General features: G+C 73.7%; 24 protein-coding genes and 1 pseudogene. 20 read left to right on the forward strand and 5 right to left on the reverse strand.

Annotated features, from left to right (window positions below):
• Positions 1–7 precede the first annotated feature (7 nt).
• The 12 genes from ACH4T9_RS15545 to ACH4T9_RS15600 all read left to right on the forward strand — a co-directional run bounded on the left by ACH4T9_RS15545 (position 8) and on the right by ACH4T9_RS15600 (position 11,219).
• Positions 8–274, forward strand: coding sequence for a phosphopantetheine-binding protein (locus ACH4T9_RS15545; protein WP_387017585.1), 267 nt, complete (start codon positions 8–10; stop codon positions 272–274).
• Complete coding sequence (locus ACH4T9_RS15550; RefSeq protein ID WP_161683979.1) at positions 274–519, forward strand: acyl carrier protein; 246 nt, start codon at positions 274–276, stop codon at positions 517–519. The genes ACH4T9_RS15545 and ACH4T9_RS15550 overlap by 1 nt, the downstream gene beginning before the upstream one ends.
• Positions 512–1,606 (forward strand): beta-ketoacyl-[acyl-carrier-protein] synthase family protein, encoded by a 1,095-nt coding sequence (locus tag ACH4T9_RS15555; RefSeq protein ID WP_396672736.1) that lies wholly within the window; start codon positions 512–514, stop codon positions 1,604–1,606. Before ACH4T9_RS15550 ends, ACH4T9_RS15555 begins: the two co-directional genes overlap by 8 nt.
• The gene (locus ACH4T9_RS15560) at positions 1,603–2,169 is read left to right on the forward strand and encodes a beta-ketoacyl synthase chain length factor (RefSeq protein ID WP_396672735.1); all 567 of its coding nucleotides are present in this window, start codon (positions 1,603–1,605) and stop codon (positions 2,167–2,169) included. The genes ACH4T9_RS15555 and ACH4T9_RS15560 overlap by 4 nt, the downstream gene beginning before the upstream one ends.
• On the forward strand, positions 2,166–3,782 hold the full coding sequence (locus tag ACH4T9_RS15565; protein WP_396672734.1) for a class I adenylate-forming enzyme family protein: 1,617 nt from the start codon (positions 2,166–2,168) through the stop codon (positions 3,780–3,782). Before ACH4T9_RS15560 ends, ACH4T9_RS15565 begins: the two co-directional genes overlap by 4 nt.
• A complete protein-coding gene (locus tag ACH4T9_RS15570) occupies positions 3,779–5,038 on the forward strand; it encodes a beta-ketoacyl-[acyl-carrier-protein] synthase family protein (RefSeq protein WP_396672733.1) in 1,260 nt (419 codons plus the stop codon). Before ACH4T9_RS15565 ends, ACH4T9_RS15570 begins: the two co-directional genes overlap by 4 nt.
• Positions 5,039–5,109: 71 nt before the next feature.
• Positions 5,110–6,195, forward strand: a complete 1,086-nt coding sequence (gene hppD, locus ACH4T9_RS15575; RefSeq protein WP_396673049.1) for a 4-hydroxyphenylpyruvate dioxygenase — start codon at positions 5,110–5,112, stop codon at positions 6,193–6,195.
• On the forward strand, positions 6,192–7,121 hold the full coding sequence (locus ACH4T9_RS15580) for a phytanoyl-CoA dioxygenase family protein (RefSeq protein WP_396672732.1): 930 nt from the start codon (positions 6,192–6,194) through the stop codon (positions 7,119–7,121). Before hppD ends, ACH4T9_RS15580 begins: the two co-directional genes overlap by 4 nt.
• 3 nt (positions 7,122–7,124) lie before the next feature.
• Entirely contained in the window at positions 7,125–7,922 is a 798-nt protein-coding gene (locus tag ACH4T9_RS15585; protein ID WP_387017572.1) for a DUF3050 domain-containing protein, read from the forward strand.
• Positions 7,919–8,890 carry a thiamine pyrophosphate-dependent dehydrogenase E1 component subunit alpha gene (locus tag ACH4T9_RS15590; protein WP_396672731.1) on the forward strand — a complete coding sequence of 324 codons (972 nt, stop codon included), beginning with the start codon at positions 7,919–7,921 and terminating at the stop codon, positions 8,888–8,890. Before ACH4T9_RS15585 ends, ACH4T9_RS15590 begins: the two co-directional genes overlap by 4 nt.
• Entirely contained in the window at positions 8,890–9,861 is a 972-nt protein-coding gene (locus tag ACH4T9_RS15595; RefSeq protein WP_396672730.1) for an alpha-ketoacid dehydrogenase subunit beta, read from the forward strand. The genes ACH4T9_RS15590 and ACH4T9_RS15595 overlap by 1 nt, the downstream gene beginning before the upstream one ends.
• Complete coding sequence (locus ACH4T9_RS15600) at positions 9,861–11,219, forward strand: hypothetical protein (RefSeq protein WP_396672729.1); 1,359 nt, start codon at positions 9,861–9,863, stop codon at positions 11,217–11,219. Before ACH4T9_RS15595 ends, ACH4T9_RS15600 begins: the two co-directional genes overlap by 1 nt.
• Before the next feature lie 82 nt (positions 11,220–11,301).
• Here the strand turns inward: ACH4T9_RS15600 and ACH4T9_RS15605 are convergent, their stop codons facing one another.
• Complete coding sequence (locus tag ACH4T9_RS15605) at positions 11,302–11,949, reverse strand: LuxR C-terminal-related transcriptional regulator (RefSeq protein ID WP_396672728.1); 648 nt, start codon at positions 11,947–11,949, stop codon at positions 11,302–11,304.
• Complete coding sequence (locus tag ACH4T9_RS15610; protein WP_396672727.1) at positions 11,913–13,838, reverse strand: sensor histidine kinase; 1,926 nt, start codon at positions 13,836–13,838, stop codon at positions 11,913–11,915. Before ACH4T9_RS15610 ends, ACH4T9_RS15605 begins: the two co-directional genes overlap by 37 nt.
• A gap of 131 nt (positions 13,839–13,969) precedes the next feature.
• On the opposite strand from ACH4T9_RS15610, the pseudogene ACH4T9_RS15615 reads away from it, so the two are divergent.
• Together ACH4T9_RS15615 and ACH4T9_RS15620 are read left to right on the forward strand one after the other, a co-directional pair.
• Positions 13,970–14,650, forward strand: a pseudogene (locus ACH4T9_RS15615) (ABC transporter ATP-binding protein); the annotation flags it as partial.
• A gap of 50 nt (positions 14,651–14,700) precedes the next feature.
• Complete coding sequence (locus ACH4T9_RS15620; protein WP_396672726.1) at positions 14,701–15,444, forward strand: ABC transporter permease; 744 nt, start codon at positions 14,701–14,703, stop codon at positions 15,442–15,444.
• A gap of 47 nt (positions 15,445–15,491) precedes the next feature.
• Here the strand turns inward: ACH4T9_RS15620 and ACH4T9_RS15625 are convergent, their stop codons facing one another.
• Positions 15,492–16,193, reverse strand: coding sequence for an SGNH/GDSL hydrolase family protein (locus ACH4T9_RS15625; protein WP_396672725.1), 702 nt, complete (start codon positions 16,191–16,193; stop codon positions 15,492–15,494).
• A 497-nt stretch (positions 16,194–16,690) separates the two neighbouring features.
• On the opposite strand from ACH4T9_RS15625, the gene ACH4T9_RS15630 reads away from it, so the two are divergent.
• Entirely contained in the window at positions 16,691–17,293 is a 603-nt protein-coding gene (locus tag ACH4T9_RS15630; protein WP_396672724.1) for a hypothetical protein, read from the forward strand.
• Here ACH4T9_RS15630 and ACH4T9_RS15635 read toward each other — a convergent pair.
• Entirely contained in the window at positions 17,264–18,517 is a 1,254-nt protein-coding gene (locus tag ACH4T9_RS15635; protein ID WP_396673048.1) for an MFS transporter, read from the reverse strand. The genes ACH4T9_RS15630 and ACH4T9_RS15635 overlap by 30 nt on opposite strands.
• A gap of 26 nt (positions 18,518–18,543) precedes the next feature.
• Positions 18,544–20,118, reverse strand: coding sequence for an AMP-binding protein (locus tag ACH4T9_RS15640; protein WP_396672723.1), 1,575 nt, complete (start codon positions 20,116–20,118; stop codon positions 18,544–18,546).
• Positions 20,119–20,496: 378 nt separating this feature from the next.
• Between ACH4T9_RS15640 and ACH4T9_RS15645 the strand changes: the two genes are divergently transcribed.
• From ACH4T9_RS15645 to ACH4T9_RS15665, 5 genes are all read left to right on the forward strand, one after another.
• Positions 20,497–21,768, forward strand: a complete 1,272-nt coding sequence (locus ACH4T9_RS15645; protein ID WP_396673047.1) for an SGNH/GDSL hydrolase family protein — start codon at positions 20,497–20,499, stop codon at positions 21,766–21,768.
• A 69-nt stretch (positions 21,769–21,837) separates the two neighbouring features.
• Complete coding sequence (locus ACH4T9_RS15650) at positions 21,838–23,055, forward strand: cytochrome P450 (protein ID WP_396672722.1); 1,218 nt, start codon at positions 21,838–21,840, stop codon at positions 23,053–23,055.
• Between the two features lie 9 nt (positions 23,056–23,064).
• Positions 23,065–24,036: an alpha/beta hydrolase gene (locus ACH4T9_RS15655; RefSeq protein ID WP_396672721.1), complete on the forward strand. Its 972-nt coding sequence runs from the start codon at positions 23,065–23,067 to the stop codon at positions 24,034–24,036.
• On the forward strand, positions 24,029–25,141 hold the full coding sequence (locus ACH4T9_RS15660; RefSeq protein WP_396672720.1) for an alpha-hydroxy acid oxidase: 1,113 nt from the start codon (positions 24,029–24,031) through the stop codon (positions 25,139–25,141). The genes ACH4T9_RS15655 and ACH4T9_RS15660 overlap by 8 nt, the downstream gene beginning before the upstream one ends.
• Positions 25,090–26,493 (forward strand): PLP-dependent aminotransferase family protein, encoded by a 1,404-nt coding sequence (locus tag ACH4T9_RS15665; RefSeq protein WP_396672719.1) that lies wholly within the window; start codon positions 25,090–25,092, stop codon positions 26,491–26,493. The genes ACH4T9_RS15660 and ACH4T9_RS15665 overlap by 52 nt, the downstream gene beginning before the upstream one ends.
• Positions 26,494–26,539: the final 46 nt, after the last annotated feature.

Consider the following 26,539-nt stretch of genomic DNA (forward strand, 5'->3'; position numbering starts at 1 on the left):
GTTAACCATGCGCGACGACGTACGCGTCTTCGTCATCGAGCAGCTCACCGACATGAACTACGACGTCGACGACATCGACGACGACACCACCCTCGGCCCCTCCGGCGTCGACCTGGAGTCGCTGGCCCTGGCCGACCTGTCCGTACGGGTCGAGGACCGCTACGGCCTGAAGTTCGCCGACGACGAGTCCGAGAAGCTGGCCCTGATGACGGTCGGCGAGTTCACCACGATGATCGCCGACCGCGTCGCCGCGACGGCCGACGGCAACTCCTGATGTCCGGTCAGCCCGACCTGGGGCGAGCTGACCTGCTCACCATGCTCGCCGAGATGACCGCGAAACCGGTCGACCAGGTGTCCGACCGGGTGGGCTCGATGGAACTCGCCTGGCTGGTCCACCTCGTCGAACAGCGCTACGACCGCCGGCTCGACCTCACCGACGACCAGCTCGCCGGCATCCGGACGGTCGACGACGCCCTGGCGGTGTTCCACGCCTGCCTGACCGCTCCCGCAGATGGCTGAGCGGCCCGGCGTACGGATCACCGGCGTCCACGCGCTCAGCGCGCTCGGCAGGGGAGCCGAGGCGCAGCTCGCCGGGGTGCTCGCCGGCGCACCGGCGTTCCGGCCGGTCGGTCGCTTCGACACCGCGGCCCGCCGGGTCGGCGTGGCGGCCACTCTGCCGGAGGTCGGCACGCTGGCCGACGAGCTGGCCGAGGCGGTGGACACCGCCTGCTCGGCGGCCCGGCTCGGCGTCGGCGACCGGGCCGGCGCGCCGCTGCTGCTCGCCGCGCACGGCGGGGCGGGTGTGCCCGCGCTGGCCGGGGAACTGGCCAGCCGGTGCGGGCTGGCCGGCGCCCCCCGGGTCTACACCAGCGCCTGCGTGTCGGCGTCCACGGCGGTGGCCGACGCCGCCGCGCTGATCGGTCGCGGCGACGTCGACCGGGTCGTCGTCGCCGCCGGCTACCTGGTCGAACCCGACCAGTACGCGCTGTTCGACGCCGGGCGGGCGTTCGCGACCGATGGTGCGGTGCGCCCGTTCAGCGCCGGCCGCCGCGGGCTGCTGCTCGGTGACGGGGTGGCCGCCGTGGTGCTGGAGTCGGCCGGGGCGGCCCGGCGGCGGGACGCGCCGACGCCGGCGTCGGTGCTCGGCTGGGGGCGGGCCGGCGACGGCCACCACCCCTGCCAGCCCGACCCGCAGGGGCGTGGGCTGGCCCGGGCGGTCGGCGCGGCCCTGCGCCGGGCCGGGCTCGACCCCGAGGAGATCGGGTACGTCAACGCCAACGCCACGGGCACTGGGTACAGCGACGCCGCCGAGGCGGCGGCCCTGCGGCTGGCCTGGGGCGAACACGCCGGCCGGGTGCCGGTCAGCTCCACCAAGGCGCTGCACGGGCACGCGTTGGAGGCGTCCGGGCTGCTGGAGCTTGTGGTGACCGTGCTCGCGGTGCGGCACGGGAAGCTGCCGGTCAACGCCGGCTGGCTCGGCCCGGACGAGGCGTGCCCGCTGGACGTCATCCGCGACGCGCCGCGCCCGGCCGCCACCGCCTACGCGCTGAGCCTCAACTCCGCCTTCGGCGGTGCCAACACCGCCCTGCTGGTGGGTGCGGCGTGACCGGGGGAACGCCCGGCGCGCTGCGGGTGCTCGCGCAGGCGCGCTGGCCCGAGCCGGGCGACGGCGCGCCGCCGACCCTGCCCGGCTTCGTGCACTCGACGTTCAGCCCGGTCGTGGCGGCCGTCGCCGAGCGGTGCCTCACCCGGCGGCACGGCGAACGGCCGGCCCCGGAGCCGGTCGGCGTCCGGACCGCGGTGGTGCTGGTCAGCGCCGCCGGGGACCGGGCCAGCGCCGACCACGTGCACGCCACGGTCGCGCAGGGCGGGCGGCCCGGGCCGCTGTTCTTCTACCAGTCGGTGCCCAACAGCGTCGCCGGGCACATCGCCGCGCGATGGGGGCTGGGCGGGCCGGTGGTCTGCGTCGCCCCGACCGGGGACCCGCTGGCCGAGGGCATGGCCGAGGCGGAACTGCTGCGGTACGACGGCGACGCCGACGAGACATTGTTGATCATGATTGAGCAGGCATCCGACGACGCCGGTGCGGGCGTCGCGGCCGGGGATCCCGGCGACGCGCCCGGGACCCGGGCCGCCGCGGTGCTGCTGGGGGGAGGAGACCCGCGATGAGGACCAGGGGACTGCGCGGCGTGCTGGCCGCCGACACCGAACTGGGCGCCGGCAACATGCTGGCCCGGGTGCTGGCGCACGGCGCCGACCCGGACGGCCCGGGGCTGACCTTCGACACGCCGGTCGACGGGCACCCGGCCGAGCACCCGCTGACGCTGGGGCAGCTCGACGAGCTGGTCGCGGCCCGGGCCGCCTGGCTGCACGCCCGGGGCGTCAAGCCGCGCGACCCGGTCGCCGTCTGGGCCACGGCCGCCGCCGACATGGTGCTCAGCTTCCTGGCGCTGACCCGCATCGGCGCGATCCCGGCGCTGATGAACGGCGGGCTGCGCCCCGAGATCGCCGCCGAGTACATCCGCCGGCTGCGCGGCGCGGGTGTGCTCGCCGACGCCGCGCACACCGAGCTGCTGGCCGGCCACGACCTCGGCGCGCCGCTGATCGGCACCCCCACCGAGGCCGGCGCCGGCGACCCGGCCGCCGCCCCGGCGCACTACCGGCACCATCAGGACGACCCGATCGTCATCACCCACACCTCCGGCACCACCGGCGTGCCGAAGGCGGTGCTGCACTCGCACGCGAGCCTCTTCGCCGCGACCCGGCACCTGCTGTCCATGCCGCAGGCGCAGGGCACCGGGCGCATCCTCAACGCGCTGCCCGCCCCGCACACCGCGACCGTGCTGATGGTCAACCAGGCGCTGGGCAACCGGGCGGAGATGTTCCTGCTGTCCGAGCAGGGCGGGGAGCGGGTGCTCGACGCCATCCAGCGGTGGCGGCCGGACGGGGTGTTCGGGTTCTCCGTCACCTGGGCTGAGCTGGCCCGGTTCGACCTGTCCGGGTACGCCCTGGACTCGGTGCGGCTGTGGTTCAACACCGGCGACTGCTCGCACGAGCCGCACGTGCGCCGGCTCGTCGCGGTCGGCTCGCGGGACACCGTCACCCGCCAGGGAGTGGTCCGGGTGCCCGGGTCCGTCTTCATCGACGGGCTGGGCTCCAGCGAGATGGGCCACTCGATGTTCCACATCACCCACACCCGCGAGACGAACCGGTACGGCCGCTGCGTGGGCCGCCCGTACCGGTTCACCAAGGTCGCGGTGCTCGACGCCGAGGGCAACGAGCTGCCCCCGGGCCAGGTCGGGTGGCTCGGCATCGACTCCCCGTCGCTGTTCCGGGGCTACTGGAACGACTCGGTCACCACGTACCGGTTCCGGCTGCGCGGCTGGTACCTCACCGGGGACCTGGTGTACGCCGACGACGAGGGCCGGTACTACCACATGGACCGGGCGGCCGACTCCGTCGAGGTCGGCGACGGCCGGCGGTACTTCACCGCGCTGTCCGAGGAGCGGGTCCTCGCCGCCTGCCCCGACGTCACCGACTGCACGGTGGTCATCGTCAAGGAGAACGACAGGGTCGTCACCGACGTGCTGCTGGAGCTGGCCGCCGGCGCCGAACCGGACGTCGACCGCACCGAGGCGGTGCGGGCCGCGCTGGGCTCCGACGTCGGGGCGACCCTGCGCCGGGTGGTGCCGGTGCGCTCGGAGGACATCCCGGTCACCGTGACCGGGAAGGTGCGCAAGGTGGTGCTGCGCGAGCGATACCTGACCGAGTCGCCGTCATGACCGCCGTCATCACCGGGATGGGCCTGTTCACCCCGGTCGGCCGGGGCGTCGCGGAGACCTTCGACGCCCTGCTCACCGGGCGGTCCGGGCTGACCCGCCCGGCCGACGACCACCCCGCCCGGGAGTCCCTGGAGGCGGCCGGGCTGCTGCCGCACATCGACCCGCGTACGGTCGCGTCCGGCCCGGAGACCCGGGTGCTGGACCGGATCGTGGTGCTCGCAATGCTCGCCGCCGCCGACGCGCTCGCCGACGCCGGCATCGAGGTGGGCCGGGACGTCGACCCCGGGCGGATCGGCGTGATCGTGGGCGGGGTCGGCGGGATGTCCACCCTGGAGAGCCAGGTGCTGGCCCGGGCCGCCCGGGGTCGGGCGGCGGTCAGCCCGTACCTGCTCACCGGGATCCTGCCGAACATGCCGGCGGCGCGGATCGCCATCGCCCACGGCATCCGCGGCTACAGCTCGTCGGTCGGCACCGCCTGCGCCTCCGGCGCGCAGTCGGTGGCCGACGCGGTCCGGCTGATCCGGGCCGGGGAGGCCGACGTGGTGGTCTGCGGGGCCAGCGAGGCCCCGCTGTTCCCCACCTTCGCCGACACCTTCGGCAACGCACGGGCCCTCGCGCGGGGCTGGGCCGACCCGACCGAGGCGAGCCGGCCGTTCGACGCCCGGCGCAACGGATTCGTGCTCGCCGAGGGGGCGGCGCTGCTGGTGCTGGAACGCGCCGAGCACGCCGCCGCCCGGGGCGTCACCGGGTACGCCGAGGTGGCCGGCTACGGGGCGAACACCGACGCGTACCACCCGACCGCGCCGCGGCCGGACGGGTCGGGGGCGGCGGAGTGCATGCGCCGCGCCCTGGCCAGCGGGGGAGTGACGGCCGGCGACGTCGGCTACGTCAACGCGCACGGCACGGCCACCAAGCTCGGCGACATCGCCGAGACCGCCGCGCTCACCGCGGTGTTCGGCGACGGCGGGGTGCCCGTCAGCTCCACCAAGGCGCTCACCGGGCACCTGCTCGGCGCGTCCGGCGTGCTGGAGGCCGCGGCCACGGCGCTGGCGCTGGGTCGGGGGCTGCTGCCCCCGACCTGGAACCTCGACGACCCGGACCCGGCCTGCCCCGCCGACCACATCAGCAAGCAACCGAGGGTGGCCGCCCCGGAGCACGCGCTGACCAACTCGTTCGGATTCGGCGGCCAGAACGTCAGCCTGCTGCTGCGACGCAGCACCGGTGCGGGTGCGCGCGCCGCCGGGCCGGGGAGGTGATCGCTCGTTCCACCCCGGGCGGTGCGCCGCCCGGGCGGCAGTCACGGGGGGACATGCGGAAGGGCTGGGAAATGGACATTCGTTCTATAGATCACATCGAACTCTACGTGGGGGACGCCCGGCAGGCCGCCTTCTACTTCGGCACCGCCGTCGGGTTCCGGCTCCGCGGCCAGGGCGGCCCGGAGACCGGGCTGGCCGGGCAGCGCTCGCTGCTGCTGGGCCAGGCCGACATCCGGATGGTGCTCACCTCCGGGCTGACCGCGCAGCACCCGGCGTCGACGTACGTCCAGCGGCACGGCGACGGCATCGCGGTGGTGGCGCTGGAGGTCGACGACGCCGCCGGGGCGTACGCCGAGCTGGTGGCCCGCGGGGCGACGCCGGTGACCCCACCGACCACCTTCACCGGCGCGGACGCCGAGGTGGTGACCGCCGAGGTGGGGGGCTTCGGCGACGTGCTGCACCGGCTGGTGCAGCGCCGGGGCGACCGGCGCGAGTTCCTGCCCGGGGCGATCGAGATGGACCCGCCGACCGGCGGGGACGACGGTCTGCTCGCCGAGATCGACCACCTGGCCATCTGCGTTCCGCCGGGGCAGCTTGAGGACACCGTCGCCCACTACGAGCGGGTCTTCGGCTTCGCGCAGATCTTCACCGAGCACGTCGAGGTCGCCGGTCAGGCGATGAACTCGACCGTGGTGCAGAGCCCGTCCGGGCGGGTCACCCTGGTGCTGCTGGAGCCGGACCGCAGTCACCGGCCGGGGCAGATCGACGCGTTCCTCGCCGAGCACGCCGGGGCCGGGGTGCAGCACCTGGGGCTGCGCACCGACGACATCGTGACCGCCGTCGGCGCGCTTCGCGGGCGGGGGGTCCGCTTCGCCGGCACCCCCGGCGCCTACTACGACGACCTGGAACGGCGGGTCGGCCCGGTCGACGCGCCGCTGGACCGGCTGCGCGAGCTGAGCATCCTGGTCGACCGCGACCACGGCGGCCAGCTGTTGCAGATCTTCACCGAGTCGATGCACGTGCGCCGCACGCTCTTCCTCGAACTGATCGAGCGGCGCGGGGCGCTGACCTTCGGCAGCGGCAACATCAAGGCCCTCTACGAGGCCAAGGAACGGGAGCTGGCCGCCACGGCCACAGCACAGGGGGTGGGAGCGTGACAACCGTCGACTTGCAGCCGGCTTTGACCGCCGAGGAGGAGGCGCTGCTGCCGTCCGAGGAGGACGTGCGGTTCTACGCCGAGCACGGCTGGTACCTGTCGAAGAAGCTGTTCACCGACGAGGAGGTGGACGCCCTGGTGGCGGCCACCGACCGGTACTACGACGGCGAGCGGGACCGCACCCTGCCGGTGCGCCCGCCGAAGCTGGCCTACTGGGACCCGTCGAAGGGCCCGGTGCAGCGGCACAACGACTACGTCCACCACGAGCACGACGGGATCGCCGCGATCCTGCGCAAGCCGCTGCTCGGGGCGGTCGCCGCCCGGCTGGCCCGGGCCGCCGAGATCCGGGTGTTCCAGTCCACGCTGATCTACAAGCCGCCGATCTCCGGCGAGCCGTCGAACATCGTGCCCTGGCACTTCGACAAGCACTACTGGTCGTCCTCGTCGTCCGAGGACATGCTCACCGCGTTCATCCCCTTCCACGACTGCGGCGAGGAGATGGGCACCATCACCATGGTCGACGGGTCGCACCGGTGGAAGGAGATCGGCGCGAACGACACCGTCGTGCGGCACTTCGCCGAGCGCGACCGCAGCCAGCTCGAGGAGATGCTGGCCGAGAACGCCGCCCACAACGGCGCCCGGATCAGCAAGATCCCCATGGTGATCCCCAAGGGACACGTGAGCTTCCACCACTGCCGCACCTACCACGGCAGCGGCGCGAACGTCAGCGGCCGTCCCCGCCGGGCGATCTCGCTGCACCTGCAGGACGGCGCGAACGCCTACCGGGAGTTCCCGCTCTCCGACGGCACCCTCGCCGCGTACAACCACGACGTGCTGGTCCGCCGCACCGACGACGGTCGGCCGGACTACGCGGACCCCGAATACTGCCCGGTCATCTGGCGCGACCGCGCCCAGCAGGAAGGCTGAACAATGTCACGGTACGACTGGGGTAGGACGCACCCGGGCATCGAGCGGCTGGAGCAGGCGGTCAGCGACCGCCGCGACGTGGTGGTCAAGCACCCGCTCTACGCCAACCTGGACACCCACGAGGCGCTGGTCACCTTCATGGAGCACCACGTCTTCGCGGTCTGGGACTTCATGTCCCTGCTGAAGTCGTTGCAGCGGCAGCTCACCTGCGTGACGGTGCCGTGGATCCCCACCGGGCCCACCGGCAGCCGCCGGCTGATCAACGACATCGTGATGGTGGAGGAGAGCGACGAGCTCGGCGAGGGCTACATCAGCCACTTCGAGCTGTACGTGCAGGGCATGCGGGAGGCCGGCGCCTCCACCACCGCCGTCGACGCGCTGATCGACCTGCTGCGCGGCGGCGCGTCGGTGACCGAGGCGCTGGTGAAGGCCGGCGTGCCCGGCCCCTCCGCCAGGTTCGCCGGCACCACCTGGAAGATCATCGAGTCGACCCCGGTGCACTGCCAGGCGGCGGCGTTCGCCTTCGGCCGGGAGGACCTGATCCCCGACATGTTCACCCAGGTCGTCGCGGTCAACGAGCGCAGCCAGAAGCTGCACAAGTTCGTCGACTACCTGGAGCGGCACATCGAGGTCGACGGGGAGCAGCACACCCCGATGGCCATGCAGATGCTGGCGGACCTGTGCGGCGACGACGACGCCAAGTGGCAGGAGTGCGCCGACACGGTCAACATGGCGCTGGCCGCCCGGGCGCAGCTCTGGGACGACATCCTCGACGCGATCAAGGAGGGTCGCCCGGCGTGACCCCCACCGATCCCGTCCGGCTGTACCGGGCGGTACGGCTGATCCGCCGGTTCGAGGAACGGGCGATCGAGCTGGTCCGCTCCGGAGCGATCGTCGGCGGCATCCATCCGTACCTCGGTCAGGAGGGGATCGCCGTCGGGGTCTGCGCCGCGCTGCGCGCCGACGACCTGGTGACCGGCACCCACCGCGGGCACGGTCACGTGCTCGCCAAGGGCGCCGACCCGGCCCGGATGCTCGCCGAGCTGCTGGGCCGGGTCACCGGGCTCAACCGGGGCCGGGGCGGGTCGATGCACGCCGCCGACCTCGGCGTCGGGGTGCTCGGCGCCAACGCCATCGTGGGCGCCGCCGGGGCCATCCTCACCGGAGCGGTGTGGGCCCGGCGGCGCCGCGGCGACGACATCGTCGGGGCGACCTTCTTCGGCGACGGCGCGGTCAACGAGGGGATGCTGCTGGAGGCGTTCAACCTGGCCGCGCTGTGGCGGGTGCCGGTGCTGTTCGTCTGCGAGAACAACGGCTACGCCACCACCATGCCCGTCGAGGGCGCGGTGGCCGGCACCATCGGCGGCCGGGCCGAGGCGTTCGGCATGCCGGCCGTCGTCGTCGACGGCCAGGACCCCGAGACGGTACGCGACGCCACGGCCGCCGCCGTCGCGCGGATGCGCGCCGGTGGCGGGCCGGAGCTGATCGAGGCCCGCACCTACCGCTTCGACGCACACCACACCTTCGAGCACTCGGTACGCCTCGACTACCGCCCGCCCGAGGAGGTGGCCCGGGGCCGGTCCCGGGACCCTGTCGAGATCCAGGGCGGACGGCTGGCCGCCGCCGACCGGGCCGCCGTCGACGCCGAGGTCGAGGCCACCCTCGACGCGGCGGTGGAGTTCGCCCTGGCCAGCCCCGAGCCCGACCCGGCCGGCGCGCTGGAGCACCTGTACGCCAGCGGGCTGGTCGCCCGGACGGGAGGTGGCTGATGCCACGGCTGTCGTACCGCAAGGCGCTCACCCGGGCGCTCGCCGACGAGATGGCCCGCGACGAGTCGGTCTTCCTGCTCGGCGAGGACATCCGGGCGGCCGCCTCGAACGTCACCGCCGGGCTGCTGAAGAAGTTCGGGCCGGACCGGGTGCTGGACACCCCGCTGTCGGAGCAGGCGTTCACCAACTTCGCCACCGGGGCGGCCCTGGCCGGGCTGCGCCCGGTGGTGGAGTTCCAGATCCCGTCCCTGCTGTTCCTGGTCTTCGAGCAGATCGTCAACCACGCGCACAAGTTCCCGCTGATGACCGGCGGGCAGTGCGCGGTGCCGGTCACCTACCTGGTCCCGGGCTCCGGTTCGCGGACCGGGTGGGCGGGGCAGCACTCCGACCACCCGTACAGCCTGTTCGCCCACGTCGGGGTGACCACCCTCGTCCCGGCCACCCCGGCCGACGCGTACGGGCTGCTGGTCTCGGCGATCCGGCACGTCGACCCGGTGGTGCTGTTCGCCCCGGCCGGGGCGATGGACGTCCGGGCCGACGTGGACTTCGCCACCCTGGCTCCGGTGCCGATCGGCCGGGGCCGGGTGCACCGGGCCGGCGACGACGTCACCGTGGTCGCGGTCGGGCACCTGGTGCACGACGCGCTCGCCGTCGCCGAGGAACTGGCCGGGCAGGTGTCCGTGGAGGTGTTCGACCCCCGCACGCTCTACCCGTTCGACTGGGACGGGCTGACGGAGTCCGTGGCCCGCACCGGCCGGCTGGTCGTGGTCGACGACTCCAACCGGTCCTGCGGCATCGCCGGGGAGATCATCGCGACCGTGGTCGAACGGGTGCGGCTGCTCGCGCCGCCCCGGCGGGTCACCCGCCCCGACGGCGCGGTGCTGCCCTTCGCCCCGGCGCTGGACCGGGCCGTGCAGCCCGGCCGCGAGCAGCTCACCGCCGCCATCCAACTCACCCTCAAGGACGGATGATGATCGATCCCAACTACTCCTGGCCGCCGCTGGACCAGGCGTGGAACGACCTGCCGGAGTCGACCCGCACGGCGATGGTGGCCGCCGGGGCCGCCGCGTGGAAGGAGGTCTTCTACGGCTGCGCGACGTACAACCAGACGTGGCGGCTGGCCCGCCCGCCGGTCATGCCGGCGGACGCCTTCCGCGAGCTGAACGAGGTCTGCGACCGGCTCGCCCAGCTCATCCTGGAGGCGTGCCAGCGGCGCGCCCGCACCGCCGGGGAGCTGACCCGACTGCTCGGCGTGCCGGCGGAGGAGACGAGGCTGCTCGACGAGGACGAGGAGCTTTCCGAGGCGCTGCTGGCCGCGTACCGGCCGGACGTGCTGATCTCCGGCGGGGTGCCGAAGTTCGTCGAGTACAACATCGACAGCAGCCTCGGCGGCGGCTTCGACGCCGACACGGTCGTCTACCGGTACACGAAGATCTACCAGGACCAGGGCATCCTCGACGGGCTGCCGGTGCGGCCCGCCCCGTCCCTGCTGGACCAGCGGTTCGTGGCGATCCGGGACGAGCTGGGCCTGGCCGACGGGGCCCGGGTGGCGCTGCTGCTGGACTTCGACGCCGACTACCCCGGCCTGGAGACCCCGGACGACTTCATCAGGATCCTGTCCCCGTTGGCCGACCGGGCCCGGCACTTCGGCATCGACCTGGTCATCGCCCAGCTCAAGTTGTCGACCCTGGACGAGGAGGGCCGGCTCGTCGTCAACGGCGCCCCGGTGGACGGCCTGTTCCGGCTCTTCGTGCCCAACCGGGTGCACGCCAGCGCCGGCCTGGACGCCGTTGCCGGTGCCCTCGCAGCCGGTACCCTGCCGATGTTCGTCAGCTCCGCCGCCTGGCTGCTCGGCAACAAGATCAACTTTGCCTGGCTCTGGGCGGACCTCGACACCCTGCCCGAGGCCGACCAGGCGCTGATCCGCCGGTACGTCCCGCGCACCAGCGCGCTCACCGCCGCCGAGCTGCCCCGGGCCCTGGCCGACCAGCACGACCTGGTCGCCAAGCCCGCCGACGGCTCCGCCGGCATCGGGGTGCTCCTCGGCCGGGAGACCGACGCGAAGGCGTGGGAGGAGGGGCTTCGCGCCGCCCTCGACGAGGGCGGCTACATCCTCCAGGAGTACATGCCGGCCGACCTGGTGCCGATGGACTTCGTCCGGATGGAGACGGGGGAGACGGTCACCGCCGACGTCCCGTACAGCCTCGCCCCCTACCTGTTCGGCCGGCAGGGCTCCGGCGCGCTGGCCCGGGTCGGCTTCCCCGGCTGCGACAGCGTCCTCAACCTAGCCCGCGGCGTCCTGCTCACGGGCATCCTCCTCACCGACTGACCCCACGCCCCGCCGTCGATCATGCGCTGGTGGCCGCGCCGAAGCGGACGCCAGGCAACGGTGAGCGCATGATCGACGGCGGTCAGGTGTTGTTGAGGTAGGTGAGGACGGCGAGGACGCGGCGGTTGTCGTCGGACGACGGGGGGAGACGCAGCTTGTCGAAGATGCTCGCGGTGTGTTTGCCCACGGCACTCTCGCTGAGGAACAGCCGCTGCGAGATGGCGGCGTTGGAACGCCCCTGGGCCATGAGTTCGAGGACGTCGCGCTCGCGGGGCGTGAGGTGGGCCAGCGGCGAGGCGGTGCCGCCGGCCGTCAACAGCTTGGCGATCACCTCGGGGTCCATCGCGGTGCCGCCCGCCGCGACCCGGCGTACGGCGTCGATGAACTGGTCTGCGTTGAGGACCCGGTCCTTGAGCAGGTAGCCGACCGCGCCGGCCCCGTCGGCCAGGAGTTCCCGGGCGTAGAGCTGCTCGACGTGCTGGGACAGCACCAGCACCGGCAGGCCGGGAATCTCCCGCCGGGCGGCCAGCGCCGCCTGGAGGCCCTCGTCGGTGAAGGTCGGCGGTAGCCGCACGTCGACGATGGCCACGTCGGGCCGGTGCCGGGCCAGGGCGGCGCGCAGCGACGGCCCGTCGCCGACGGCCTCGGCGAGGGTGAAGCCGTGGCTTTCGAGGAGCAGGACCAGCCCATCCCTCAGGATGTGGAGGTCCTCGGCGAGGACGACGCGCACGGGATCTCCATGGTGACGGTGGTGGGTCCGCCGGGCGGACTGTGCAGGGTCAGGGTTCCGTCGAATGTAGCGAGCCGCCGTTGGATGCCGCGCAGCCCGGTGCCCCTGGCCGGGTCGGCCCCGCCGGGCCCGTCGTCGGTCACCAGCATCCGGAGCACCCCGTCGCGGTGCGCCAGCGAGATGGAGATGTGGGATGCGCAGCGGGCCGCGTTGGTGAGGGCCTCGCAGGTGACGAAGTAGGCGGCCGACTCGACCGGCGCGTCGAGTCGGCCGGGCAGGTCGACGTCCACGTCCACCGGCAGCGGGGTGTCGAGCGCGATCGCCCGGATCGCGTCGCCGAGCCCGCGCTCGGCGAGCACCGGTGGATGGATGCCGCGTACGAGGCTGCGCAGCTCGGCCAGCGCGGCGGCGGACGTCTCCTGTGCCTGTTCCAGCATCCGCCGCGCCCGCACCGGGTCGGTCTCCATGAGCCGTGCGACGGCCGCCAGGCCGAGCCCGACGGCGATGAGCCGGGCCTGGGCGCCGTCGTGCAGGTCGCGTTCGATGCGGCGTAGCTCGGCCGCCTGCACGTCGACGGCGTCGGCCCGGGTCGTGGCAAGGTGCGCGACCCGGGAGGCGAGCACGGTGGCCGCCGTGGGGGTGAGCAGGAGCCGGTCCCACGACAGCCGCAGCCTCATCAGCGGGACGGCCAGGCCGAGCCCGAGCAGCGCCATGACCAGCCCGACGGGCATGCTCGCCCAGTCCGGAAACCACGGCGCGACGAGGTCGACATGCTCGATGCCGAACCACAGGTAGAACGGGGTGACCCAGTAGCCGGTGAACAGGCCGATCGGCACCGCCCAGCCCACCCACGTCAGGGGCTGGCAGAACAGGCCGTAGAACCCGAAGCCGACCAGGACCGCCGGGGCGAACGAGAGCGGGGCCAGGGCGATCGAGCCCAGTGACCACAGCTGGTCCCGCCAGGTGGCCGGGTCGCCGAACAACCACCCTGGCCGCTGACCTTGGACGGCCGCCGGTAGGTCGGTGTACAGGACCCGCCCGACCCGGTAGTTGCCGTCCTCGCCGGGGCTGGGCGACGGTGGGTACGGCCGGTACGGTGCGGGCAGTTCGGTGCCCGTCCACCGGCCGACGTGGCGCCGGTAGAGCTCCACCAGTGCCCGCGTGGCCGGCAGGGTGTACGGCAGCAGCCCGCCCCACGACAGGGCTGCGGCGAGCAGGTTGAGCAGCAGGCCGCCGAACGCGGCGAGGGAGAGCCCGGCCAGGCCGGCCCCCCGCCAGGTCGCGGCCGACGTCCGGGTGACCCACCGGCTGACCGCCGTCTGCGGCAGTTCCCCGGTCCCCAGCAGCACACCGGCCCAGAGCCCGTACGCCCGCAACGCACCCGGAGCGAGCAGCAACGCGGCCACGACGGCCACTACGGCTGCCGGCACCGACCACGCGAGTGACCAGGGGAGCGCGACGAGCAGGAACACGCCGGCCGCGATCAGTGCGGGCGGCACCAGGACCGGGACCGCGCCGGTGACCGGGGTGAGGATCAGCCACAGCCATTCCCGGCTGAGCGTCGGGTCCTTCGCGTGGTGGTCCAGTTTCAGCAGGAACGCCGGCATCCGGGGTGACCGGAACAGCGTGCCGTCGTGGGCGTACCAGCCGTCCTCGCGCCGGTGCGGTGTGGGTGGCGGCGACCGGACGGGGTCGGGGAGGTCGGCCCCAGCCCAGGCGCGGGCGAGCCGGCGAGCCAGCGCGGTCAGCCGGGACTGGCCGGAGACGGCGAGCGGATAGGCGATCACCAGGGTGGCGCCGACCACGAGGAGATGCGCGTAGGCGAGCCCGGCCACGGCCAGCACGACCAGGGCGACGCAGCGTGGTACGGCGAGCGCGAAGCGAGTCACGGGCCGAGTCTTCGCTGCACCGACCGCCGCCGCACTGGGGCAGGCTACCGACCCGGGGTGGGGCTGGGTACACCCCCACCGGGCAGCTGGACCCATTATCGGCGGCCGGTGAGATTTCTAGCGTTGTCGGCATGCCAGTCATCGAGGTGCGGAACCTCCGCAAGCAGTACGCCGATCAGGTGGCCGTCGCCGACGTGTCGTTGAGCGTGGAGGAGGGCGAGATCTTCGGGCTCGTCGGCCCGAATGGCGCCGGCAAGACCACCACGGTGGAGTGCATCGAGGGGCTCCGGGTGCCGGACTCCGGATCGGCACGGGTGCTGGGGCTGGACCCGCGTCGGGACCGCGCGGCGGTGCGGCAGAAGCTGGGCATCCAACTCCAGGAGAGCCAGCTGCCGGATCGGATCAAGGTGTGGGAGGCGCTCGACCTGTACAGCTCGTTCTATCCGCACCCGGCCGACTGGCGGGAGCTGATGGACGAGCTGGGCCTGGCCGCCAAACGGAACACGGTGTTCGCGAAGCTCTCCGGTGGCCAGAAGCAGCGGCTGTCGATCGCGCTCGCACTGGTCGGCAACCCGCGGGTGGCGATCCTGGACGAGCTGACCACGGGGCTGGACCCGCAGGCGCGGCGGGACACGTGGGAGCTGGTCCGGCAGGTCCGGGGCCGTGGCGTCACGGTCGTGCTGGTGACCCACTTCATGGACGAGGCGGAGCGGCTGTGTGACCGGTTGGCGGTCATCGCGGCCGGCCGGGTCGTCGCCGTCGACACGCCCCGCAACCTGATCGCCGGTGCCCAGGTGCCCGGCGTCGAACGGCCCACCCTCGAGGACGCGATCCTCTCCCTCACCTCTGCCAGGAGCAACTGATGACCGCCCTTTCCAAGATTATCTGTGTCGAGGCGAAGCTGTTTCTCCGGGATCCGGTCGGCACGTTCTTCGCCATCGCGTTTCCGGCCCTGCTGATCCTGGTGCTCGGCCTGGCCATGCCGGGGATTCGGGAGCCGGCGGACGAGCTGGACGGCCGCCTTCCCCTGGAGGTCTACCTGCCCATCACCATGACGCTGGCCATCGCGACGGTGACGATGATGACGCTGGTGGGCGTGGTGGGCAGCTACCGCGAGCGGGGCATCCTGCGCCGGCTGTCGACGACCCCGGTCTCCCCGACTGCGGTGCTCGTCGCGCAGGTGGCCGTGAACGTTGCCGCGCTGCTGGTCGCGTGTGGCCTGGCCTGGCTGGTGGCGGCGACCGTCTTCAACGTCCCGCCGCCCGGCAACGCGGTCGGCTTCGTGCTGGCGTTCACGCTCGGGGCGAGCGCGATGTGCGCCCTCGCGCTGCTCGTGACGGCGGTCACGCCGAGCGCCCGGGCTTCGATGGGGGTCGGTCAGCTGATCTACTTCCCGATGATGTTCTTCGCCGGGGTGTGGACGCCGGGGCCGCAGATGCCGGACCTGGTACGGAAGATCGCCGACTTCACCCCGCTGGGGGCCGCGTCCCTGGCCGTGCAGGACGCCTGGGCGGGCTCCTGGCCCACGCTGCTGCACCTGGCCGTGATGGCGGCGTTCACCGTGGTGCTGGGCGGGATCGGGGCCCGCTACTTCCGCTGGGAGTGATCCGCGAGCGGGTGCCCTGACGGGAGAGGTCGGGCAGGTTCCGGCGATCAGGGGCTGTCCGCTTCTCCCGGGATGGCGGCCAGGTGGGCGCCGAGGCAGCGGATCGTCTCGGCGGCGGCGATGGCGTCGCTGCGGGCGCTGCCGTGTCGTCCGTCGGTGCTGTACAGGCCCGGGTCGGCCACCGCCGGGTGGTCGGTCAGGTGCACGTGCAGGGTGCCCAGCCGCTCGCCCAGCGCCCGGGTGTGCGCCGACAGCCGGCGCATCCGCTCGCCCAGGCTCTCCCGCAGCCGCTCGGGCACCGCCGGGCTGTGCGACACGTCGAACATGCCCACCGTGACCACGTCCGCCCCGGCCGCCTGGAGGCCGGTGACGATCGCGGCCAGCTCGGCGTCGACGGCGTCCGCGTCGTACCCCTGGCGGAACGCGTCGTTGCCGCCGCACACCACCAGGGCCAGGTCCGGGTCGAACTCCACGGCCGGGCCGAGCTGCGCCGCGCGGACCTCGTGCGCCCGCAGCCCGCGCAGGCCCAGGTTCCGGTACGCCAGCCCGGGGCGGGCCGCGTCCAACTCGGCGGCGATCCGGTCGGCCCACTGCACGTCCGGGTACCCGTCGACCGGCTCGCACAGCCCCTCGGCGACGCTGTCGCCGAGCACCACGAACCGCCGCCACGGGTGACCGGCCAGCAGCCGGGCGCTCTCCCCGGCACGCAGACAGTGTGGATCGGTCGCCTCGGTCGGGGTCGATGCCATGATCGGCACGCTAGCAGCGGGGCGGGAACGCCGCCATCGAGGCATTCAATGTGCTCGGCGGCCTCGGCGTGAGCCTTGTGCCGGCCGCGTTCGGCCTGTGGTTCGGCGGGCTGCTCGGCTGGGGCCTGTGCCGGAAGTCAGCCGGGGTTCTGGCGGCGGTTGCTGGGCGTAGCCGTCGGCCGTCCGGTGATGCCTCCCCGCCCCTTTGCTCTGCTGCCGTCACCGCAACACCGGCACCACGCGGCCGCTGCACGTCGCGGACCACGCGGCCGCTGCACGTCGCGGACCAGCACTAACGCAGGGCAGGAGGCGCCGCGACCCGCGCGTTGCATCGGGGGCAGCAGTGCAAAGGAGCCGCCACAGGTGCCATCCGCCATCCGCCGACCGGCGACGACGCCGGAGCCCGCGCGGACATCAGCGCCGTCCCTCCCGCCCAGCGCCACCGTTTCCCGCGGTGCCACCCGTTTGCCGCCGAGCGGAATCGGCAATCAGGGGTCATGACTACCGTGGGCGCGCCGAGGGAGGTGCGGTTCCGGCGGTCCCGTCGCAGGACGCTGCTGTACCTCGCCGCAGGAGTACTGGTCGTCATGGCGGTGGCCTGGCTGACGCGCCGCCTTTTCTTCGGGGTGGCCGGCGTCGGCCCGTCCTCGCAACTGTTGGTCCTTCTGCTCGGGGCGGTCGCCGGGTACGTCCAGGCGCAGCAGCAGATCGGCCTCCCGCTGCTGTTGACCGAGGGACAGATCGTGCTGACCCGTCCCGGTGGCGGGTCGCTCGCCATCGACCGGGACAACCTGGTGGTCGCCGAGGTACGCGGCCGGATCGGGCCGATCCTCGTGCTGGAACCGGCCGACCCGGGCCGCACCCGGCCGGCGCTGGACCGCTGGGAGTGGAGCCGTGGCGGCCTGTGGAGCCAGTCCCGAGCCCAGCGGCCGTACGAGATCCGGGTGCCCTTGTTCGGCCTCGCCCCGAGGGTCGGCCGGCTGCGCGCCGAGCTGGCCGGCCGACGGCGTCCCGCCACCACGTCCGTTGCCGAGGAAGAGGCGAACCCGGCCGGGCGTCGCGGCCGGCGGTCAGACCGCCGGTGTCGGCCCGGGCCGTGACCGGCCCGCCCGCAGCGGGCCGACGAGCAGCGGCCCCACGGTCAGCACCGCGCACACCACCGACATCACCAGCAGCGCCGGCTTGAGCCCGAGGAGCGCCACCGACCAGCCGCCGACCAGGCCGCCGATCGGCAGCCCGACGAAGGCCAGCGAGCCGGCGATGCCGAGCACCCGGGTCTGCAGCGCGTCCGGCACCCGTTCGTAGAGCGTCACCCCGAGCAGCGGGTTGACCGCGGCGATCCCGATCCCGGACAGGAACGTCACCACCAGCACCACCACCAGGTGGTCGGTGACGGCCATGGTGAGCATCCGGGGAGCGCCGCTCATCGCGGCGCCCACGGCGAAGACCAGCGTCCGGGGCAGCCGGGGGCCGATCGTCGTGAAGACCACGTTGCCCAGCAGCGCCCCGGCACCGAACACGCCGAGCACCAGGCCGAAGCCGGCGGGGTCGCCGAGCACGTCGCGGATCCAGACCGGGAGCCACACGGTCGTGTTGGCCGCGGCCATCATGTTCAGCGCGGAGACCACCAGCAGCATGGCCAGCAGCACCCGGTCGGTGCGCAGGTAGGCGAAGCCGGTGCGCAGCGCCCGGAAGTAGCTCTCCCGGGGCGCGGCCAACGCCTCGGTGGCCGGTGGGCGCACCAGGATCCCGACCAGCAGCGCGCAGAGCGCGAAGCTGCCCGCGTCGATCCAGATTGCCCGGGTCACCCCGACCCAGCCGATGAGCAGGCCGCCGATCACCGCCCCGAACAGGGTCACCGCGCGGGCCAGCCCGTCGTAGGCGGAGGTGAGCCGGATCAGCTCCACCCCGGCGCGCTGCGCCGCGGGCCGGAACATCACGTGCTTGACCCGGTCGCCGATGCCGCGCAGCCCGCCGGCGAACGCGACCAGGACGACCAGCGCCCCGAAGCCGAGCCACGGGGTCAGCGCCACCACGGCCATCGCCACCGCGCTCGCCGCGTCCACCACGATGGAGGTGCGCCGCACCCCGAACCGGTCGGCCCACGGCGTGGCCAGGGAACTGGAGAGCATGTACGGCAGGAACTCCGCCGCCGCGACGATGCCCATCTTCGCCGGGCTGCCGGTGGTGGTCAGCACCAGCCACGGGATGGCGATGACCGAGATCCGGCTGCCCAGGTTGGAGATCAGGTCGGCGGCGACCAGGGTGACCAGCTCCCGCCGGGCGGCGGCCCGCCCCGGATCCCGCCCGGTGTCGGTCTTCACCGTGGGCTCGGGGGCGGCGTCGGTCGTCACGCGGGGCTGCCGACGGGGTCGGCGGGGCGACCGGCGGCGTACCGTTCGCGCAGCGCCCGCTTGTCCACCTTCGCCGAGCGGTTCAGGGGCAGCGAGTCGACGAACTCCACCGCGCCGGGCGCCCACGTCTCGCTCAGCTCGACGGTGACCAGCTCGATCAGCTCCGCCCCGGTCACCGTCGCCCCGGGCGCCGGCACCACGTACGCGTGCGGCAGTTCGCCGGCCACCTCGTCGGGCACCCCGATCACGGCGGCGGCGCGCACCTGCGGGTGGCCCGCCAGCACGTCCTCGATCGGCCGCGAGTAGATCGGCCAGCTCCGCTGCCGGGTGAGGATCCGATCCTGGAGCCGGTCGACGAGGTAGAGGTACCCGTCGGCGTCCAGGTGGCCGATGTCGCGGGTCCGTACCCAGCCGTCGACCAGGGTGTCGGCGGTCAGCTCGGGCTGGCCGTGGTAGCCGACGAAGCTCAGCTTCGTGCGCACCCACACCTCACCGTCGACGCCCGTCGGCAGCACCTCGCCGTCGGCGTCGCGGATCTCCACGGCCACGTCACCGTACGGCCTGCCGCAGGAGCGCAGCCGCTCCGGGTGCTCCGGGTCCTCGGTCAGCCCCGGCTGGGCGGTGATCACGACGGCCTCGCTGAGGCCGTACACGATGCGCAGGCACGGGCCGAAGCGCGCGATGGCCTGCCGCAGCCGGGCGGGCGCGGCGGGCCCGGCACCCACGTTGAACATGAACATCGCGGAGAAGTCCGCCCCGGCCAGGTCGGGGTGGTCGAGCACCTCGTAGAGCATCGGCGGGGTGACGAACGTCGAGTTGATCCGTTCCCGGCCGACGGTGTCGATGAACGCCGCCGGGTCCCACTGCGCGCGCAGGAACAGCACGCCGCCGCTGAAGAGGTTGACCAGCGTGGTGATCTGTCCGCTGGCCAGCCACATCGGGGAGTGGGACAGGTGCCGCAGCAGGGGGACCCCGCCGGCGCGGAAGCCCGCGGCCAGGGTGAGGATCTGCCGGTAGAAGCTCTCCCGGTGGTGCACCAGCTTCGGGGTGCCGGTGGTGCCGCTGGTCTGCAGGAACGACTCCGGCTCCGGCACGTCGCCGGGCAGCCCGGCCGCCGCGTCCCGGTCGGCGGCGGTCAGGTCCGGGCCCGTGCCGCCCGGCCCGAGGCAGAGCACCGGTACGCCGGCCAGCCCGGCGGCGATCTCCGCGCCCAACCCGTCGCCGGTGCGGGCGTCGTAGACGAACGCCTCGGGGCGGGACAGCCGGACGAAGTCGTCGACCTCCCGCCGGGAGGTGACGGGGGCGATCCACATCGTCCGGCAGCCCAGCAGGTGCAGGGCGAGCTGGAGCAGCGGACCCTCCACCGCGTTGCCGAGCATCACCAGCACCGCAGCGCCCGGCCGGACCCCGCCCCGGGCGAGCGCACCGGCCATGCCGCGCACCTCGGCGGCGACGTCCAGATAGGTGTATCGGCGTCCACCGCCCACCAGCGCCTCCCGGTCGCCGAAGCCGGCGAACAGTTCCAGCGCCTCGTGGACGTAGGTGGTCGGTCGGTCGGACCCGTCAGTCATCGCCAGCCCCCATCAGCTTTTCGGCGGCGATCGGTGGCGACCCGGCGAGGCACCCGCGATGACCGGCCGCGAGCGACGTCCGGGCAGCTCACGGCCAGGACGCGGCGACGGCGGGGGCGCTTCGACGACCGCACCGCCGCCGCTTCGAGCCTAGGCCGCGCGGACCCGCCCGGCACAGGGCCGATCGGTGCCCCGCCGTACCTCGACGTCAATTGATCTTGTCGATCAGGTTGATTGACGCCTGTCAGGGGCGCCGCTAGGTTTCTGGACCATCGTCCAGGCAGCTGTCGTCAGTGGACGACCCTGGGCCAACATGGAGGTTCAATGTCGACTCCGAAGAGATGGCAATTGACGAAGGCCCCTAAGAGATGGCAGATGATCGCCGCCGTGGCCACGGCACTGGTCGTGGGGGCGCCGGCCGTGGTGGCGACCGCCGGCCCGGACAACGGGAAGCGCCGCAGCGACCCCGTGTGGGCGGGCAGCTGGGCCGCCGCGGTGACCCGGGGCAACTCGGCCGGCCTGACCAACACCGGCCTGAACAACCACAGCATCCGGATGATCGTGCACACCACCGTGGGCGGTCCCCGGCTGCGCATCCGGCTCAGCAACGTCTACGGCGAGCAGGCCGTGAAGGTCGGCCGGGCCACCGTCGCCCGGCCGGACACCGCGACCCCGACGGACCTGTCGGACGTCACCGCCGCCAGCGTGCGGGAGCTCAAGTTCAACGGCTCCGCCACGGTCACCATGAACCGGGGTGCCGAGCTGCTCAGCGACCCGATCGACTTCCCGGTCGGTGACCAGGAGGACCTGGTCGTCACGCTGTACTTCCCGGTGCTGACCGGGCCGGTCACGTTCCACGGCCAGTCCCGGCAGACCACGTTCATCGGCGCCACCGACCTCACCGGTGCCGCCGCGGGCACCGGCTTCACCACCCGCCCCGACTGCTGCTGGATGTTCCTGTCCGGTGTGGACGTGCAGCGGCGGCAGAGCCCCGGCTCGGTCGTGGTCCTCGGCGACTCGATCGCCGACGGCAACGGCAGCTCGGTCAACTCCAACAAGCGCTGGCCGGACCTGCTCGCCGACCGGCTGATCGACGGCCGTCCCGAGGTGCGCACCCCGGGCGTGCTCAACCTCAGCCTGGCCGGCAACCGGCTCAACCACGAGGGCACGGAGCCCGGCACGGGCGGCTTCCCCGGCTACTTCGAGCTGGGCCCGAACGGCCTGGCCCGGCTCAACGAGGACGTCTTCCCGCAGACCGGCGTGCAGACCGTCGTCACCCACCTGGGCATCAACGACATCTGGATGTCCGGCGACTCCGCCGAGAACATCATCGCCTCGCTGCGGCAGATCAACCAGCAGGTCAAGGCCCGCGGCCTGACCAGCCTGGTCGGCACGCTGACCCCGTACCAGGGGCACGGCGTCGAGGGGGTGTGGACGCCGGAGAAGGAGGCCACCCGCCAGGCGGTCAACGCGTACCTGCGCGGCAGCCAGGAGTTCGACGGGGTTCTCGACTTCGACAAGGTACTGCGCGACCCGGCGCAGCAGAGCCGGCTGCTCCCGGCGTACGACTCGGGTGACCACATCCACCCGAACGACCTGGGCAACCAGGCGATCGCCGACGCGGTGCCGCTGCGCCTGCTCGGTCTGTGACACCGGCGGGGCGGCGGGGGTGATCCCCCCGCCGCCCCGTCTGAAAATTCCTGGGGAGGAAGCGTCAAAGTGGACGTCAAAGAGCTGCTGGCCGGCCTGTACAGCGAACAGGGCCGGCAGAACCCGTACCCCTTCTACGCGGCCCTGCACGAGATGGGCCCCATCCGCGAGATCCCGAACCGCGCCGCGCACAGCACCGTCGCCGCCGTCGCCGGGGGATACGACCTGGTCAGCGAGGTGCTGCGCGACCCCGAGTGGACCAAGCAGTCCCCGCCGGGCTGGGAGCAGCACGAGATCCTGCGCACCTTCGAATCCTCGATGATGTTCATCAACCCGCCGGACCACACCCGGATGCGGGCCGTGTTCGCCAAGACGTTCACCCCCCGCCGGCTGGGCGCCCTGGAGCCGGTGATCGACCGGATCACCGACCGGCTGCTGGACCGGATGGCGGAGGCCGGCGCCGGTGGGGGCGAGGTCGACTTCGTGGCCGACTTCGCGTACCCGATCCCGGCGCTGGTGATGGCCGAGTTCATCGGCCTGCCCGAGGCCGACCTGTCCTGGTACCGCGAGCGGGTCGAGCGGATCGACGACTTCCTGGACGTCGCCGGGGCGACCCCGGAGCGGCTGGCCAAGGCCGACACCGCCGCCACCGAGCTGCGTGCGTACTACCGGGAGCTGATCGCCGACCGCCGCCGCACCCCCAGCGAGGACCTGGTCAGCGGCCTGGTCGAGGCGGTGGACTCCGGCGGTGTGGACCTCACCGAGGATGAGCTGATCAGCAACCTCATCGTGCTGTTCAACGCCAGCTTCGTCACCACCGTCTACATGTTCAGCAACGGCCTGCCGCTGCTGCTCGACCACCCCGAGGTGGCCGCCGCCCTGCCCGGCGACGACAAGCTGACCCTGGGCTGCGTCGACGAGGTGCTGCGGATGCAGAGCCCCGTGCACTTCCTGGCCCGGGCAGCGCCCCGGGACACCGTCCTGAACGGCGTCCCGGTGGCCGAGGGCGAGAACGTGATGCTGCTGATCGCCGCCGCGAACCGGGACCCCGCCCGCTTCCCCGACCCCGACCGCTTCGACCCGCGCCGGGGCGGCCCGCCGTCGCTGGCCTTCGGCGTCGGCCTGCACTACTGCCTCGGCGCGGCGGTGTCCCGCCTGGAGGGCCGGCTGGCCCTGCCCCGGCTGTTCGCCCGCTTCCCCGAGCTGCGGATCACCCAGACACCGGTGTACAGCGGCAGTCTGTTCCTGCGCGGCATCGACAAGCTGTTCGTCACGACCGGCGGTTAGGAGACCGGCATGCCCCTGGACCCGCAGGTGATCGCGTACCGGGCCGCCCGCGCGGCGGCCGGCGTCACGCCCCTGTACACCCAGTCCCTCGCCGAGGCCCGCGCCGCCGACCTGGCCGCGATCCGGGCCGGCGGCGGCGACGTCGAGCCGGTGCACGAGGTACGCGACACAGTCGTCCCCGGCCCCGCCGGGGAACTCCCGATCCGCGTACACCGGCCGGCCGGGCCGGGCCGGCTGCCCACGCTGGTCTACCTCTTCGGCGGCGGCTGGACGCTGGGCAGCGTCGACACCGCCGACGGGATCTGCCGCCGGCTGGCCAACGCCGCCGGCTGCCAGGTGGTGACCGTCGGCTACCGGCTGGCCCCCGAGCACCCGTTCCCGGCGGCCGTGCACGACTGCCACGCCGCCGTGCGCTGGCTCGCCGGGCACGCCGACGAGTTCGGGGTCGACCCGGACCGGCTGGCCGTCGGCGGGGACAGCGCCGGCGGCAACCTCGCCGCCGCGGTCACCCTGCTGGCCCGGGACGCGGGCGGGCCGGCGCTCGCCGCCCAACTCCTGGTCTACCCGAACACCGACCAGCGTCGGCGGGACGAGCCGGCCGGCGAGCAGGACCCGCTGCTGTTCAACCGGCACTCGGTGGCCTGGTACCGGGGGCACTACCTGCCCGACCCCGCCACGGCCGAGGACCCGCTCGCCTCGCCGCTGCTCGCCGAGGACCTGACCGGCCTGCCGCCGGCACTGGTCGTCACCGCCGAGTACGACCCGCTGCGCGACGAGGGGGAGCGGTACGCGTCCCGCCTGCGCGAGGCCGGGGTGCCGGTCGAGCTGGCCCGCTACGACGGGATGATCCACGGGTTCTTCGCCATGCCGGGCGCGTTCGACGCGGGCCGGCGGGCCCAGGACCGGGCCGCCGCGTTCCTGCGTGAGCGGCTCGGGACCGCCCCGGCGCTCCTCTCCGAGGCGGGAGCCGTCGATGGCTGACCCGGCCCCCGTCCCGGGCGGGGCGCCGCTCGCGGCGAGCCTCGCCGACTTCGCCGCCCTGGCCCGCGACGTCCTCCCGCCCGAGGTGTACGACTTCGTGGCCGGCGGCAGCGGCACCGAGACCGCCCTCGCGGGTAACCGGGCGGCGCTGGACCGGATCGCCGTGCTGCCCCGGATGCTGCGCGGCGTCGACCGGCCCCGCACCGACGCCCCGCTGCTCGGCCGGCCGTACGCCCTGCCGGTGGCGGTGGCACCGATGGCGTACCAGCGGTTGGTGCACCCCGACGGCGAGCCGGCGCTCGCGGCGGCGGCCCACGCGGCCGGGGTGCCGTACGTGGTGAGCACGCTGAGCAGCACCACCGTCGAGGAGATCGCGGCGGTCGGCGGCCCGGTCTGGTTCCAGCTCTACTGGCTGCGTGACCGGGGGATGGTGCGGGAGCTGGTGGCCCGGGCGCACCGGGCCGGCTGCACCGCCCTCATGGTCACCGTCGACGTGCCGATCCTCGGCCCCCGGCTGCGCGACGTACGCAACGGCTTCGCCCTGCCGCCTGAGGTGAGCGCGGCCAACCTGCCGGGCAGCCGCGACGACCTCGCGCACGTCGGCGTCCCCGGCACCTCCGCCGTGGCCCGGCACACCAGCGCCGTCTTCGCCCCCGCCCTGACCTGGTCCGACGTCGACTGGCTGCGGGGGCAGACCGACCTGCCGCTGGTGGTCAAGGGGATCCTCGACCCCCGCGACGCGGTGCTCGCCGCCGACGCGGGCGCGGACGCGGTGGTGGTGTCCAACCACGGCGGGCGGCAGCTCGACGCGGCCCCGGCCGCCGTCACCATGCTGCCGGAGGTGCTGACCGCGGTGGGTGACCGGTGCGAGGTGCTCGTCGACAGCGGGATCAGCGGCGGCGTCGACGTGCTGCGCGCACTGGCGCTCGGCGCGTCGGGGGTGCTGGTCGGCCGGCCGCTGCTGTGGGCGCTGGCCGTCGCCGGGCGGGCCGGCGCCGACGCCGCGTTCGCGCTGCTCGCCGCCGAGCTGCGCGACGCGCTCACCCTCGCCGGGTGCGCCGACCCGGCCGAGGCCCGCGAACTGCGGACGATCACGAGAGGCTGAACGTGGACGGTGGACGACCGGTGGAGGCGGCCATGGATGTGGACCTGGACGTCGCGGACCTGCACCCGGCGGTGGACGATCCGGCGCTGAACTCGATGAACTTCCTCAACGAGGTGGCCCAGCGCTACCCGGCGGCGGTGTCGCTGGCCGCCGGCCGGCCGTACGAGGAGTTCTTCGACGTCGCCGACCTGCACCGGCACCTGGAGACCTTCCGGGCGTACCTGGTCGACGACCTCGGGTACGGCCCGGAGCAGGTGCACCGCACCCTGTTCCAGTACGGCCGGACAAAGGGGATCATCCACGACCTGGTGGCCCGCAACCTCGCCGTCGACGAGCGGATCACCGTCGACCCGGAGTCGATCGTGGTGACCGTCGGCTGTCAGGAGGCGATGCTGCTGGTGCTGCGCGCCCTGCGCGCCGACCCCCGGGACGTGCTGCTCGCGGTCGCCCCGACGTACGTGGGGCTCACCGGGGCCGCCCGGCTGGTGGACCTGCCGGTGCGCCCGGTGGCCGCTGGCCCGACCGGGATCGACCTGGCCGACCTGCGCCAGCAGGTGCGCCGGGCCCGCGCCGAGGGGCTGCGCCCGCGCGCCTGCTACGTGATGCCGGACTTCGCCAACCCGTCCGGGACCAGCATCGACCTGGCCGACCGGCGGCGGCTGCTCGACCTCGCCGCGGAGGAGGACCTGCTGCTGATCGAGGACAACCCGTACGGGCTGTTCCACGCCGACGGCGCGCAGCGGGTGCCGACGCTCAAGGCCCTGGACACCGGCCGGCGGGTGGTCTACCTCGGCTCGTTCGCCAAGACCGTGCTGCCCGGGGCCCGGGTCGGCTACCTGGTGGCCGACCAGCGGGTCCGGGGCTCCGACGGGACGGTGGGGCCGCTCGCCGACCAGCTCGCGAAGATCAAGAGCATGGTCACGGTGAACACCTCGGCGATCGCCCAGGCGGTGGTCGGGGGCGCGCTGCTCGCCCACGGGGGCAGCCTGGTCGCGGCGAACGTCCGGGAGCGCGCCGCGTACGCCCGCAACCTGCGCCACCTGGTGGCGGGCCTGACGCTGCGGTTCCCGGCGCCCTCCCCGGTGTCCTGGAACGTCCCGGCCGGCGGGTTCTTCGCGGTGCTGACCGTCCCGTTCCCCGTCGACGACGCGCTGCTGCGCCGCTCGGCGCAGGAGTACGGCGTGCTGTGGACCCCGATGGCGCACTTCTACGACGACACCGCACCGGTGGCCGCGCTGCGGTTGTCGATCAGCGCGGTCACCTGCGAGCAGATCGACGTCGGCCTGGACCGCCTCGCCGCGCTGATCGCCGACGAGTTGGCCCGGGCGGCGGCCCCGGCGGCGCTGGCCTGACCCCGCACTGTCGCCGTTCCGCCACCCCCCGTGTGTCGGCGGTCCG

This window comes from Micromonospora sp. NPDC020750 (assembly GCF_044334565.1).
GTDB lineage: Bacteria > Actinomycetota > Actinomycetes > Mycobacteriales > Micromonosporaceae > Micromonospora.

Bases quoted from the DNA above. Each gene is read 5' to 3' on its own strand.
- ACH4T9_RS15625 (WP_396672725.1), bottom strand. From the start codon at position 16,193: ATGGCATCGACCCCGACCGAGGCGACCGATCCACACTGTCTGCGTGCC.
- ACH4T9_RS15640 (WP_396672723.1), bottom strand. From the start codon at position 20,118: ATGACTGACGGGTCCGACCGACCGACCACCTACGTCCACGAGGCGCTG.
- ACH4T9_RS15620 (WP_396672726.1), top strand. From the start codon at position 14,701: ATGACCGCCCTTTCCAAGATTATCTGTGTCGAGGCGAAGCTGTTTCTC.
- ACH4T9_RS15630 (WP_396672724.1), top strand. From the start codon at position 16,691: ATGACTACCGTGGGCGCGCCGAGGGAGGTGCGGTTCCGGCGGTCCCGT.
- ACH4T9_RS15595 (WP_396672730.1), top strand. From the start codon at position 8,890: ATGCCACGGCTGTCGTACCGCAAGGCGCTCACCCGGGCGCTCGCCGAC.
- ACH4T9_RS15600 (WP_396672729.1), top strand. From the start codon at position 9,861: ATGATCGATCCCAACTACTCCTGGCCGCCGCTGGACCAGGCGTGGAAC.
- ACH4T9_RS15570 (WP_396672733.1), top strand. From the start codon at position 3,779: ATGACCGCCGTCATCACCGGGATGGGCCTGTTCACCCCGGTCGGCCGG.
- ACH4T9_RS15660 (WP_396672720.1), top strand. From the start codon at position 24,029: ATGGCTGACCCGGCCCCCGTCCCGGGCGGGGCGCCGCTCGCGGCGAGC.
- hppD (WP_396673049.1), top strand. From the start codon at position 5,110: ATGGACATTCGTTCTATAGATCACATCGAACTCTACGTGGGGGACGCC.
- ACH4T9_RS15555 (WP_396672736.1), top strand. From the start codon at position 512: ATGGCTGAGCGGCCCGGCGTACGGATCACCGGCGTCCACGCGCTCAGC.
- ACH4T9_RS15565 (WP_396672734.1), top strand. From the start codon at position 2,166: ATGAGGACCAGGGGACTGCGCGGCGTGCTGGCCGCCGACACCGAACTG.
- ACH4T9_RS15655 (WP_396672721.1), top strand. From the start codon at position 23,065: ATGCCCCTGGACCCGCAGGTGATCGCGTACCGGGCCGCCCGCGCGGCG.
- ACH4T9_RS15585 (WP_387017572.1), top strand. From the start codon at position 7,125: ATGTCACGGTACGACTGGGGTAGGACGCACCCGGGCATCGAGCGGCTG.
- ACH4T9_RS15545 (WP_387017585.1), top strand. From the start codon at position 8: ATGCGCGACGACGTACGCGTCTTCGTCATCGAGCAGCTCACCGACATG.
- ACH4T9_RS15550 (WP_161683979.1), top strand. From the start codon at position 274: ATGTCCGGTCAGCCCGACCTGGGGCGAGCTGACCTGCTCACCATGCTC.